Annotated in this window: 13 protein-coding genes; 7 read left to right on the top strand and 6 right to left on the bottom strand. The window is 45.3% G+C overall.

Features of this window, described 5'->3' with window-relative positions:
• Positions 1-90: 90 nt before the first annotated feature.
• A complete protein-coding gene (locus AAEU32_RS14200) occupies positions 91-2,421 on the bottom strand; it encodes a fatty acid cis/trans isomerase (protein WP_421971202.1) in 2,331 nt (776 codons plus the stop codon).
• Positions 2,414-2,767 (bottom strand): hypothetical protein, encoded by a 354-nt coding sequence (locus AAEU32_RS14195; protein ID WP_421971201.1) that lies wholly within the window; start codon positions 2,765-2,767, stop codon positions 2,414-2,416. Before AAEU32_RS14195 ends, AAEU32_RS14200 begins: the two co-directional genes overlap by 8 nt.
• A gap of 193 nt (positions 2,768-2,960) precedes the next feature.
• Here AAEU32_RS14195 and AAEU32_RS14190 point away from each other — a divergent pair, with 193 nt between their 5' ends.
• Both AAEU32_RS14190 and AAEU32_RS14185 read left to right on the top strand, forming a co-directional pair.
• Positions 2,961-3,548, top strand: coding sequence for a LemA family protein (locus AAEU32_RS14190; RefSeq protein WP_421971200.1), 588 nt, complete (start codon positions 2,961-2,963; stop codon positions 3,546-3,548).
• A 1-nt stretch (position 3,549) separates the two neighbouring features.
• Positions 3,550-5,397 carry a M48 family metallopeptidase gene (locus tag AAEU32_RS14185; RefSeq protein WP_421971199.1) on the top strand — a complete coding sequence of 616 codons (1,848 nt, stop codon included), beginning with the start codon at positions 3,550-3,552 and terminating at the stop codon, positions 5,395-5,397.
• 4 nt (positions 5,398-5,401) lie between these two features.
• On the opposite strand, the gene AAEU32_RS14180 is transcribed toward AAEU32_RS14185, so the two are convergent.
• The 3 genes from AAEU32_RS14180 to ylqF form a co-directional block, all read right to left on the bottom strand.
• A complete protein-coding gene (locus AAEU32_RS14180) occupies positions 5,402-6,064 on the bottom strand; it encodes an SDR family oxidoreductase (protein ID WP_421971198.1) in 663 nt (220 codons plus the stop codon).
• Positions 6,065-6,122: 58 nt separating this feature from the next.
• Positions 6,123-6,905 carry a VOC family protein gene (locus AAEU32_RS14175; protein ID WP_421971197.1) on the bottom strand — a complete coding sequence of 261 codons (783 nt, stop codon included), beginning with the start codon at positions 6,903-6,905 and terminating at the stop codon, positions 6,123-6,125.
• Positions 6,906-7,275: 370 nt separating this feature from the next.
• Positions 7,276-8,229, bottom strand: coding sequence for a ribosome biogenesis GTPase YlqF (gene ylqF / locus AAEU32_RS14170; RefSeq protein ID WP_421971196.1), 954 nt, complete (start codon positions 8,227-8,229; stop codon positions 7,276-7,278).
• Between the two features lie 221 nt (positions 8,230-8,450).
• Here ylqF and AAEU32_RS14165 point away from each other — a divergent pair, with 221 nt between their 5' ends.
• Both AAEU32_RS14165 and AAEU32_RS14160 read left to right on the top strand, forming a co-directional pair.
• Positions 8,451-8,996 (top strand): YaeQ family protein, encoded by a 546-nt coding sequence (locus AAEU32_RS14165; protein WP_421971195.1) that lies wholly within the window; start codon positions 8,451-8,453, stop codon positions 8,994-8,996.
• A 72-nt stretch (positions 8,997-9,068) separates the two neighbouring features.
• Positions 9,069-9,632, top strand: a complete 564-nt coding sequence (locus AAEU32_RS14160) for a PGAP1-like alpha/beta domain-containing protein (RefSeq protein ID WP_421971261.1) — start codon at positions 9,069-9,071, stop codon at positions 9,630-9,632.
• On the opposite strand, the gene AAEU32_RS14155 is transcribed toward AAEU32_RS14160, so the two are convergent.
• Positions 9,629-9,826 carry a hypothetical protein gene (locus AAEU32_RS14155; RefSeq protein ID WP_421971194.1) on the bottom strand — a complete coding sequence of 66 codons (198 nt, stop codon included), beginning with the start codon at positions 9,824-9,826 and terminating at the stop codon, positions 9,629-9,631. The genes AAEU32_RS14160 and AAEU32_RS14155 overlap by 4 nt on opposite strands.
• Before the next feature lie 285 nt (positions 9,827-10,111).
• On the opposite strand from AAEU32_RS14155, the gene AAEU32_RS14150 reads away from it, so the two are divergent.
• The 3 genes from AAEU32_RS14150 (at position 10,112) to AAEU32_RS14140 (ending at position 12,668) form a co-directional block, all read left to right on the top strand.
• On the top strand, positions 10,112-10,585 hold the full coding sequence (locus AAEU32_RS14150; protein ID WP_421971193.1) for a Dps family protein: 474 nt from the start codon (positions 10,112-10,114) through the stop codon (positions 10,583-10,585).
• A gap of 69 nt (positions 10,586-10,654) precedes the next feature.
• Positions 10,655-12,040: a class II fumarate hydratase gene (locus AAEU32_RS14145; RefSeq protein ID WP_421971192.1), complete on the top strand. Its 1,386-nt coding sequence runs from the start codon at positions 10,655-10,657 to the stop codon at positions 12,038-12,040.
• Positions 12,041-12,122: 82 nt separating this feature from the next.
• On the top strand, positions 12,123-12,668 hold the full coding sequence (locus AAEU32_RS14140; protein ID WP_421971191.1) for a hypothetical protein: 546 nt from the start codon (positions 12,123-12,125) through the stop codon (positions 12,666-12,668).
• Positions 12,669-13,081: the final 413 nt, after the last annotated feature.

Raw genomic sequence — 13,081 nt, 5'->3', positions numbered from 1 at the left:
TGCTTCCCATCTGTTTTCCCACCGCAATTTTGCCAAAACAGACACAAGTAAACAAGTGTTATTAAAATGTTACAATGCGCTTTTTATAAGTTACCGATTTTCAAGACGATTATAGTCAAACAGCCCATACTCAATGCCTCTGTAGCGCTTCGCGATGTCATGTAACAGGTCACTGTAGCGCCAAAAGTCTGGGTCGGTACGCCTGATTGCAAACTCACTTTTAAGCGCTTGGTAGGCTTTTTCCGTATCTGCTTTTTCCAGCTTTCCAACAAATGCATCCAATTCGTCTGCGTTTAACATCCAAATTGCCTCTGGGTAATCGCCAATAAACCCCGGCACAACGAGCGCGGTATCCTCACTGTATGCACGCTGTGCTTCTTCGCGAAGTAAACTACTAATGTTGTAATGGGCGTTGTGATGCACCAGCGTGTAAGCGTTGGGCAATTCTGAGTCACCTTTGACTAAGATATAACTCACCTGCGGTAACACGTTGACCACCTTGCTCGGTAAGTCATTCAATCGTCTTAGTATTTGTGGCACTTGCTGATAGTCATAGCGCTGACTCATCACAGGCTCGAGTGTCGCTTTTAACTTATCATACAACTCGTGCTGATAATCTTGAGTGTTATAGAGCACCCCAGTTGGTTGGTTAAAGCGAATATCTGAGTCTTTTAAGAATTCCACCAAACTCGTTGGTGAACGGCGGTACCAGTGCTCGCGCAATTGCTTTCTTTGTTCAATCGGGAGCAAGGACAAGAAATTATCCTCACCTTCCATGCGTAAGAAGTCCATGTACAAACGGGTAATAAGTTGATGGCCCACATTTCCATAAACATCAAACCCTGCCACCAGCAAATAATGGATACGCTCAAATAATGAGTAATCAAGAATCCATGCTGTCTTGGGCTCTTCGCCAACCCAACCTTTCACTACGGTTGCACTGTTGAAGTGTCTAAAAATAGTGAGCGCAGCATTATCGTTATACCCCTCACCTTGCCAAATGATGTCTTGTGTTAAGTTTTTACCACCCGCGAACACCTGATTTGCTAATGTCGCTTTGGCTTCAAGAAACTCGCTTTGTTTTGCGGCATATTTTACCCAACTGGTTATTGGCAACGCATTGGAGTCTTCTTGCGCTGGCATATCAAGTTTATCTTCTTGGCTATTTAAGAAGTTTTCAAACTGCTCATTACCAATAAATTTAGGGTCTACAAATGCCACCCAAAAATGGTCATTAATTACGTTCAGCGCTATTTGCCCACGGCAAACAGGCCCTTGAATAAAGCCACGAATGATAAGCTCTGCTTCATCAAGCATAAATTGATAACGCGATTGCACAGGCAGTTGTGCAAAGACCTTAAAAGGGTTTGAAGCAATGCTGATGTTATACCCAGGAAGTTTCGTCACGCTGTATTGAGGGTGAATAAACTGCGACTTTAGGCGCGCTAGCTTATCCTCATTGAGCGCCAAGGGAATATGTGTTTTCGCTAAAATAGTGCTGTGATTAGGGCGCAATCGATAATAAACACGCTCTACTTTGGGGTCTTCGTACGGGCGACGTGTCGCAATCACCTCAATTGGCTGTCCAGGGGGCGTAGCTGAGCGCACTAATTTAAAGAATTGCGCTTTATCAACAGCATCAAAATAAATATTCGCTAAATACCAATGTTCGTAGATATAACGAGCGCTGAGACGATGTTTCAAATCATCCTGATTCAAAAAGCTCTCCCATTTATCCACCTCACCGCGCAGTTGCTCGCTGATAGGCGCATGTTCGGGCATGCTTGCACCATTTTGAATCCACTGTGTAAGCAAGGCCATTTCTTTGGGACTCACGGCGGGCAAACCATAGGGCATGCCTGCTAATGGGTTATCTCTGGCATAGTCGTCAAACTCTTCAATCGTTGGACAACTTTGATCTCTGTCGAGGCTAAAATCGAAGCTCTCTGGCAATATCGCATCTTTAGGCTGTGGGTTACGCTGTTTTAATGCGAGACTTTGAAACATGACGCTGGCCAATAAATTAGCATGGGCTGTTTGTTCGCGTTCATTGAGAACAGGCGTGAAGCCTTTTTCTCGCCACTGCTGTGTAGTGTGTGCATCTATAAATAAACGACTTGGTTCGATTGCAAGCAAGCGCGTACCATCATAAACCAACTCTTTTGACAGTCCGCGGTCTATACCTTGTGGCGAGGAAAGCTTTAACTGGCATGGGGCGTCGTAACAGCCATGACAAACCACACAGCGGTTATCAATTACGGGTTTAACATGGTCTTGGAAGAAGCTTTGCGGCTCTTGTGAGGCTGGCAGCAGTCGGTTTTGCACCTGCTGGACACCAAATAAACTGTCATACTTTTGCGCGCCGAATACGGCGCAGCCTGTACACAGTAAAAGCGCAAAGACCCATCCAAGTTTATTCATCCTCGTCCCCTAAATCGAACGTCGGCATCATCTCTAGCTGGGGTGACACAAAACTCGTACCGTCGTCACACTCAACAATGGCAGCTAATAATGGCCCTAGACTTAACGTTAACATGCCTTGATGTTCTTGTTGCGGAACAGGCTCACTTTGCGCTACCAATTGATATTCATTGAGTTGCAAACTCACCGATTGCTCAGCACTGGGGTTTTGACACAGGTTTGCCAAAAGATCCTCATCAAGAGTGACCTCTAACAACAAGTCAGGCGCATCAATATCGCGCGCATACAAATCATCGTTGAGTAAAAAGAGCGGCAAACTGAGTACTGCACCTTGTGATAATTCCACTTAAAACCCTTACTAAGAACAAAACAAGCTGTAATGATAACAAATCTGCGACAATTTTAGCTCACTTTGTGGCTAAATAAGGTATATTGTTGAGCGGTAAGTTACTGGCTGTCGATCTTTGCTATGCTAAATTTGTTCAGTAAAAACAAAATACAAAGCTCATAATGCCCACAAAAAGGGAAGGACTCTTACTATGATGATTTTTTTAATCGTGTTGGTGATTGTCGCAATCGTTGCGATAGTAATTTTTAACACTTTAGTGCAGTACAAAAACGAATATCAAAATGCGTTTGCTCAAATCGATGTGCAATTGCATCGCCGCCACGACTTGATCCCCAACTTGGTTGCTACCGCTCAAGCTTACCTTAAACACGAGCAGGCTACGTTAACAGCGGTAACGGAAGCACGAAACCAAGCGGTAAGTGCACTCAAAGCACTCAAAGGCAATGGCATTAACCCCGCAGCTCTTGCTCAGCTTGTCAGTTCTGAAGGCGCATTAACCAGCGCACTCGGTGCTTTGCAAGTAAGCATTGAAGACTACCCAGAGCTTAAAGCTGATTCAACCATGGCTAGCTTAAGCGAAGATTTAACCAGCACAGAAAACCGCATCGCCTTTGCGCGCCAAGCATATAACGACTCAGTGATGCAGTTTAACGCCTACAAACAAAGCTTCCCGCAAGTGGTAGTGGCGAACATGACAGGTCATGTTAAAGATGCTCCGTTGCTTGAGCTAGACGATCCACAAACGCAACGTCAGGCACCTAAAGTGTCATTCAACTAAGGTGCAGAATTTTTTCGCCCACCAGCGCCAAGCTAGACGAAAAACGTGGTTGCTGGTTACCCTTTTTGTGATTGCCGTAAGCGCACTGATTGCGCTGGCCCACTTCCCTGTACTGTGGGTGATGGATTTCTACGGCACTGACCCACATACCTACTTTTACTCTGGTGCACAGGATCAAGATAGACCTTATGGGTTTCATTTAGGTATCGCGGCAACCATCGCCAGTGTCATTATTGCTGCGGTACTTTATAAGTATTTTCAATTGCGCCAAGGCGGACAGGTGATCGCATCTCAACTCGGTGGTGAACAAGTCCAAAGTAATACCTATGACCCCATAGAAAGGCAATTACTTAATGTTGTAGAGGAGGTAGCGATTGCCGCGCGAATGCCTCTACCGAGTGTTTATATTTTAAAACATCAACCCAGTATCAATGCCTTTGCTGCCGGCTATCATACACATGACAGTGTGATAGCGGTCACCCAAGGCGCTATCACGCAGCTTACTCGCGACCAATTACAGGCCGTGATAGCTCATGAGTTTAGTCATATCCGTCATGGCGATGTTCGCCTAAACGCGCGTATGAGCGCACTGCTATTCGGCATCACCTTTATCGGTCAAGCTGGTGAGAGCCTTATTTACAGCGCGATGAGAGCCTCCTCGAGAGTTCGCAATAAAGGAGATGGTGCTGGCTTTACCATTATAGTGGGATTAGTGCTTACCATTTTTGGCTGGTTAGGCACACAGCTCGGTGATCTGATAAAGGCAATGGTGTGCCGACAAAGGGAATTTCTGGCAGATGCTGGAGCCGCAGAGCTTACGCGCTCCCCTTATGAGCTTGCAGAGGCCCTATTAGTTATTGCCACAAGCCCAAGAAAAAATACCTTACGACAAAGTAATGCGCATATTTATAGTCATTTATTCTTTAGTAATGCATTAAACCCTTGGGTCTCATGGTTTAGCACTCACCCACCTTTAGCTAAGCGCATTAAGGCTCTTGACCCTTCATGGGATGGCGTTATTGTCGAGCGTGCCCGCACTGCCGTTGTTCCTGGAGCTATGGCAGCACATGCGCATACTCATTTACAAGCCCAAATACATGCGCAAAACCCAGTAAACCAACAAAAACTCGAGGGCATTGATAGCACCTTGGGTTATCTCGCACATGAACCCATTGATGCAAAGTGGCTGGTCATGCTGCTGTGCTTGCATGACAACTGGGATATTCGCGAAGCGCAGTTACGCCAAGTCATTAATATGCCCAACGTGGATGCATTTCGCTTTGACCAAGCGGAGGCTGCCCTTAGCGCCTTAACCATGGAACAAAAATTTACCTTGCTTGAGGTTGCGATTGGCTCTTTGCGGTGCTTACCCAAAGCACAACAAAAGCACTTTATTGCCAGCTTGGATGAGTTCGTAAAATCACATAACGACATGCAACTCAACGCCTGGGCGTTTTACGAATTAACGGTGCATGCGTTAATGGGGGATACGAATAAAAAAGCCATCGTGATGAGCAAAAAATTAGTGGTATCAGCGTGTGAGCAGCTATTTAATGCATTGGCAAGCTTTGGTCATACTCATAACGAACAACAAAAGGCTGCGTTTGACGCTGCGGCAGAACAATTAGCACTGCCCATGCATTTTAGCGCTACAGCCCACAACCAAGTGGTTAGATTACACCGCGCATTACTGATACTAAAAGCCTTACCAAGCAATAAAAAACAGGCCTTAATTAAGGCCTGTAAAACCTGCATTGAGCACGACAATGACGTTAATGAACAAGAACAAGTGCTGCTGTTCACCCTAGCAGCATGTTTAAACGTTGATGCTCAGGCAGCTGGCGAGTAAATCGCTACCAAGGTAGCTGCTCGCCATTGGCATGCCAAAAGCCGCCACTATTTTCGACGTTGAGCTCTCTAATACGTTGGCTAATGCCTTGGGCCGCCACTTCGGGTGTAACATCTCCTGCAAAGCCCACCATGCGGGTTTGAACAAATCCCGGATGGAACAAGCCTACCGCTACATTCTTTGCTTTAAGCTCATGAGCCAGACTTACTGAGGCCGCGTTCAGTGCGGCCTTGGACATGCGGTAGCCGATATACCCTCCTGAACCATTGTCTGCAATAGAACCCATACGCGATGTGATCATCGCGACTTTAGCGCCCGATTTCAGCAAGCCTTGCAAAGCGTGAGTCACTCGCAATGGCGCGAGCGCATTAACTGCAAATTGCGCCTCAATTGCTGAAAAGTCCATATTTGCGAGGGTCTCGCTATGCAACAGTCCGGCATTGTTAATGAGTAAATCTATGGGTGAGGTGAGGGCAGAGTTGAGCGTTAAGATATCGTGCTCGTTGGTGACATCAATACCACTAATAACATCAACGCCAAGAGCGTCCAGCTCATCACTGCTGGTACGCACAATTGCTGTTACCTGCGCACCACCTTTTACATAATGCTTAGCTAATTCCAGTCCAATACCACGATTAGCCCCTGTAATTACCACATGCTGTGTCATATTCAGCCCCTTAATTGTGAAGACATATGGACTTAAGTATGGGGGCAATTTTGCCTAATTAAACCTCGGGTTTAATTATTGAAAATACTGCGCCTTGAGGGTCGTTGAGTACACTAAAACGACCAACTTCTGGCACAGAGGTTGGTTGGACACACACTTGCGCACCTAACTCCTGAGCACGCTGCGTTTGCCCATCACAATCATCAACGGCAAAATACACCATCCAGTGCGAAGGGATATCGTCTGGCCACTGTTCATCCATTGCCAACATCCCTGCAACAGGCTCATCGTCGATAGTTAACAAGGTATACTCCATGCCTTCCATAGGCTTTTGCTCGATTTTCGCACCTAGGAGCTGTGCATAGAAATGCACACTCACTTGCAACTCTCTTGTCGCAAGCTCAAACCAATAAGGAGTATGAGTAATACTTTTGTGCTTTGAGCCTTTGTGCCCCTTGCCTTGCCACAATGCCACCATCGCGCCGCAAGGATCGCATAGCAGCACCATCTCTCCTGCTCCAGGGATATCATGGGGGCCATGAACCACCGTTGCACCTAGCTCCTTGGCTTTTTCGGTCATCGTTTTGACATTATCAACCGCAATGTAGCTCAACCAATAACTAGGAACACCTTGCACTTGTTGATCGATAGGCATTTGATACATTGCCGCAATATCATCTTGCTGCTGCTTGAGCATGGTGAAATACACCCCGTCACCGATTGGCTGATCATCAGGCGTCCATTGGAACAGGCTGCTGTAGAAGTCCTTTCCTTCTTGCCAATTCGTTGAACACAGCTCAACCCAGCAAAAGTGCCCTTGCGGGTAGTTGTTATCGGCCATTGTCTGTCCAATTAAGTCTTTGTTTTCTTCAATTTAGCTTAAGTAAAAACAAAATGCGCAGTTTAAATGTAAAAATAGGTACGATGTATATGATAATAATTATCATTAACTATTGACTACCTTGGATTTGTAAGTGATAATCATTATCAACAACGAGGGTGGTTAACAAACCTCAGTTATGTTGATGTGTTTCAAGACCCTGAAACCCATGGTGGTTGGCATCAATCTCAGATTGCCCCTTGATTGAACATTGCCACCACCTCATACATTTTTACTTGCTACATTGCTCATATCGGTGACGGTAGATATGAAAACAAAAAAGCCCTTACGGGCTTTTTTTATGTCTAAACTACAGCGCAGATATGCAAACTTAACGGCGGTTCTTTCTCGCTCTTGCGCGACGCTGACGCTTTTCCTCTTCTTTAGCTGCTTTTTTAGCCTCGGCAGCAGCACGAAGCTCAGCAACCATTTCTTCTTCTTGCTCACGCATTTGTGGCGTTTCCATAGTAATGCGCCCGATTACCGCGTCTCGCAACTCGTTAATAAGGATCTCTGAAAACTTGTGTAAGTCCACCTGATTACCACCGCGGATGCATCCACGCTTCTTTCCCGCTGCGAGCATGAAATCATAATCATGGTCTGGGAGGGGATCTACTTTATAGCGCGCAACTAATAATTGTGGATACGCTTGCAGTAGGTATTCGGCGGTATAGCTAGCTACATCCTCGTACTCAATCGCTGTGTCACGAATTGCCCCTGTCGCTGCAAGGCGGTATCCTGAATTTTCATTTTCTACCTTGGGCCACAACATGCCCGGGGTATCGTAGAGCATGATGCCTTCATCAATCTTGATTCGCTGCTGCGCTTTCGTCACGGCAGGCTCATTACCAGTCTTGGCAACAATACGTCCTGCCAAGGTATTGATCAGGGTAGATTTACCAACATTTGGAATGCCCATGATCATGGCTTTAATCTGTTTATCAGCACCCACTTTGTGTGGCACTAGCTTTTTACACAGCTCAATAATCTTACCAACCTGATTGGCTTTATCGTGCTCAAGAGGCAACGCTTTCACGCCGCTTTCCTGCTCTAAATATTGCATCCACTGGCTAGTCATATCAGGGTCAGCTAAATCAGCTTTGTTCAATATTTTGATGACCGGCTTATCACCTCGCAGCGCACCAACCATAGGATTTTCACTGCTATAAGGTATGCGCGCATCGAGCACCTCAATGATCACGTCCATCTGCGGCATGATTTCTTTGATCTCATTGCGTGCTTTGTTCATGTGGCCTGGGAACCACTGAATACCTGCTCTACTCATCTGAATTAATGACCTTTTTTGATTTAGCTGCCGCAAACAAGAAAAACGCATGCAATGTTTTTCTTCGCACTCTTACAGCTAGTAAACGGTTAATGCCTTTATTGTACTACATGCCAGCAAGGACTTTCACTGACTTTACCCTCACAGCCGTAGGTATAATTTTTGCCCATGACGCGATTGAAGCGTGTATACTGCCGCCTTTTACTGCTGTTGGAGTTGTTATGGCATTGAAGGCCACGATCATCAAAGCGCGTTTAAATGTAAGCGATTTAAACCGTCATCATTATCAAGAGTACCCGCTCACGGTTGCCCAGCATCCGTCAGAAACCGAACAACGCTTGATGATTAGGTTATTAACTTTTGCTCTTAATGCCAGTGAGAACTTACAGTTTACCAAAGGCTTATGTGCTGAAGATGAGCCAGAACTCTGGTGTCGTGAGATGGACGACAGTATCAGCTTATGGATAGACCTTGGCTTACCGGATGAAAAGCGCATAAAGAAAGCCTGTACACAAGCGAAAAACGTGGTGCTTTACACCTACGGTGAAAACACACAGAGCATGTGGTGGCAAAAAAATCAGCCGAAACTCCATTCCTTCAAGAACTTGACCATTGTTAGCCTAGCTTACGAACAAACTCAGCAGCTGGCAGCTATGGCCTCTCGAAGCATCGATTTGACTATTACTATCGAGGATAATGAGGTATGGGTCAGCAACAATGAACAATCGTTACAGATCAACTTGACCTTACTTCAAGGGCAAGGCTAAATAGCTACATTGAGGAGCACTTAGCAAAGGATAGATGTGATCACTAAAGTCGTTGTACTCCATGGTTTGTATATGTCGGGTTTTGTCATGCACCCTTTGTGTGCTCGACTCAAAAAACATGGCTATGAGATCCTCAACCTTTCCTATAACACGCTCGACCCAGATACAGATGCCATCAGCGAAAAAATTAATGGCTTTATAGGTGATAAGGATTGCGCCTTTGTATGCCATTCAATGGGTGGGTTAATCGCTCGACGATATCTGAGTCAAAACAGCCAACAGGCGCAGCAAGTAAAGAAGGTGTTTACTCTCGGCACACCCCATAAAGGGGCGCAAATTGCTCGCCATATGGAACAAAAAGGCATGAAAGGCTTACTTAAAAACAGCCTTGAGTATTTGGTCAGCGACAACCATGACTGGCCTTTTAGCGCACAGCTTTACAGTATTGCTGGCGATCTTCCCATTGGAATTTTGCCTTTATTAGAACAGGGAAAACCGTCCGACGGCACCGTCATGGTTGACGAGACCAAGCTCTCGGGCATGGCGCAACATAAAGTGTTTCACCTCAGTCACACCAGCCTTATATACTCGCGCAAGGTTGTGGATTACATCCTTGAGCAGTTATACACGCCTTAATTTTCAGCTGTAGCGGCAATTTTATAAGCAATCACAGCAATAACACCCAAAACCAAAGGGATAGGTGCTGCAATCAAACCGAACGCATCAGAATTCGCGTAACTCGCACCAGCAAGATGTCCAACTAGGCCGACAACAAAGGTAAGCACAGCAATCACACACACTATAATTTCCGCTTTTTTTGACTTATTCATGACTTATCTCCTGTAGTTCATGAGTAAATTATGCGCCTCATAGGTGTGCAAACTTTGCTCTAAATCAAATTTAATGTGCGCTTATTTTTTGAAGCGTTGCCACTTTGCGCCAGATCAATTATTGACCACTTCATCCCCTGAGTTGGCATGTGATATGCCTATTACCAAGCTGTGCTCTGGCGGCGCTGAATCGCTTAAAGCGATTATATGCATCGTTTTTATGCACTTGTGATCAGAATTCAGTGCGCCATACTGTTGTACATACTCAAACTCAAGGAGAAAACAATGTCGCAAGTAAATGCAATTGGATTAGATACACAAGATACACAGCGAGTTATCGAACAACTAAACCGACTACTTAGTTGCTATCAAATTCAATACATGAATGCTCGAGGCTTCCATTGGAATATAAAAGGCCGAGACTTTTTCGAGCTCCACGTGAAATTTGAGGAAATCTATAACTTACTACTGGAAAAGGTAGACGAGATAGCCGAACGCATCCTTACTTTGGGTGGCGAACCATTACATGCTTTTTCGGATTACATTGAGCTCAGCCAGATCAATGAAGCGAAAAACATCAGTGACGGCGGCAAAGCAGTTGAGAACTTATTGGATGGCTACGCCACTTTAATCAAAATGCAACGCAAAGTCCTCAGTGAAGCTGGAGATAATGATGATGAAGGTACGGCGGCACTGATGAGTGACTATATTAAAGAGCAAGAGAAGCTCGTGTGGATGCTCAAAGCCTACATAGACTGAATACTCATCATAAGCGCCGTAACTTTTAACGGCGCTTTTTATTCTGAACTAACGCAAGGGAGCAAGGTTATGGCTAGCAAATACAGAACTGAACACGACAGCATGGGAGAGTTAAAAGTGCCGCTTGAGGCTCTTTACCAAGCTCAAACTCAACGGGCTGTGAACAATTTCAGAATCAGCTCCCTAACCATGCCAACGGCATTCATAAGCGCGCTTAGCCACATAAAAAAGGCTGCGGCACACACCAATTATCACCTAGGATATCTCGAAGAGAAAATACACCTAGCAATCAGCAAAGCGTGCGACGAGGTTATCTCGGGTCAACATCTTGAACAGTTTCCTGTAGACGTTTTTCAAACTGGCTCAGGAACAAGTTCGAATATGAACATAAACGAGGTAATTGCAACTCGAGCTTCGCAAATACTAGGTAGCAAAGTTCACCCCAATGACCATGTAAATATGGGGCAAAGCTCCAACGATGTCATCCCAACCGCTATTCACCTCAGTAGTGCAATTGCCATTGAAACTCAGCTTATACCCGCACTTGAGCATTTAACCAGCGTTATCAGCGCAAAAATAGAGCAACAAGGTACATACGTTAAAACGGGACGCACCCATTTAATGGATGCAATGCCTATCACTTTTGCCCAGAGTATGTCCTCATGGCAACAGCAGGTGACTAAAGCACAACAACACATATCCCAAAGCGCTGCACACTTGAAGGAGTTGGCGCAAGGCGGAACGGCTGTCGGTACTGGGATTAATGCAGACCCTAAGTTCGCCGCCGCATTTGCACAACAATTATCTAAGCAAGCGAATATTGAGTTTCGCTCAGCAAGTAATCTGTTCTTTTTAATTGCAACTCAGGACACCGCAGTTGCCGTATCGGGGCAACTCAAAACTGCAGCGGTGGCATTAATGAAAATCGCCAATGACCTTCGATGGATGAATTCTGGTCCTTTATCTGGGCTCGGTGAAATAGAGTTGGAAGCATTACAACCGGGCTCTTCCATTATGCCTGGAAAAGTGAATCCTGTGATCCCCGAAGCCGTTGCCATGGCTGCTGCCCAAGTAATAGGAAACGACGCCACTATAAGCATCGCTGGCCAATCAGGTAACTTCGAGCTCAATGTCATGTTACCGGTGATTGCCTTTAATTTACTGCAAAGTATCGAGCTTATAACCAATAGTTGCCATGCACTTGCAGATAAAGCTATCGCTTCATTTCGGGTCAACGAGCGCAACCTATCTGAGTCCATTGCTAAGAATCCAATTCTAGTAACGGCATTAAACCCAATCATTGGCTACGAAAAAGCAGCTTTAATTGCAAAAACAGCCTATGCAGAAAATAAACCTATCATCGAGGTTGCCGCACAACTCACCGATATACCCGATGAAGAGCTGGCTGCACTGTTAGATCCCACACGACTCACACAAGGTGGTATTAGTGATTAAAGACTTTCATTTGGTGTTGCCGTTGGCGCATAGGCCAATTCTTTGTATGATGTATAGAACATCAACAAAATAACAAGATATTATGCGTTTAACCGTCATCGCACTGGCAACCCTTGCACTTAGTGCCTGCAATAACACCGAAGAGTCTGAAACTGAGCAAGTGGCGCAAGCCAATGTGCAAGCCGCTGAAAACACCCAGTTACAAAACAACAAACTCGATGCAATCAAACCTGCACCGCAAAATGTCGAATCACCCGAAGCACAGCGTATACAACAAGCAGTGACGCAGCCAATCACAGCAAACGCATCGAAAGAATCAATCTTAGCTGGCTACCAAACACTGCGTCAGCTTACCGAAGATAAGTCTTGTGATAACTCAATGCAGTGTAAAGTTGTAGCAGTAGGAAGTCGTGCATGTGGTGGTCCTAATGACTATATCGTGTATTCAAGTAAAACCGCAGATGCAAACGAAGTGCAAAAGCTAGCTGACCAAATAACCGCGAGTGAGGCTCAATTTAATGCAGCTACTGGCATGGTGAGCATTTGCGAACATCTTTCGCGTCCCGCGACGCAATGTCAGCAAAATCAATGTACAAAAGTGATGGGCTCGGCGCAGTCAGTGTACTAATAACCAAATAATGACAGCAGCACGGTAATAATAAATATCACAACAATGCACAGCAGCGCTCTAATAATGTAGTTAGGGCGCATCTCTTTTCGATACCACTGATAATAAAGAAACTTTGCGAAATAGGTGCCAGCAACCCCAAAAAGCGCAAATATCAATAAATATGCAGCCAGTACCATAAATACCCACCTCTACTTCATTCTGAGTTAAATCGCTACCTCTGCCCTCATTCTAAACTAATTCTGCAAAAGTCTCAGGCCTAGCATTTGGATTACTGAGTTTATTTATCTCCAAACGCAAAAAACCCGCTCATAGAGCGGGTTTCTTTAAATTGAAGCCTGGTGATGACCTACTTTCACATGGCAAATGCCACACTATCATCGGTTGGGGACGCCTAGTCGGGGCCGGCCTTC

Source organism: Pseudoalteromonas maris (genome assembly GCF_049257235.1).
Classification (GTDB): domain Bacteria; phylum Pseudomonadota; class Gammaproteobacteria; order Enterobacterales; family Alteromonadaceae; genus Pseudoalteromonas.
Note: the sequence above shows the minus strand (reverse complement) of the source record. Positions and strands in the feature narration are given on the sequence as shown.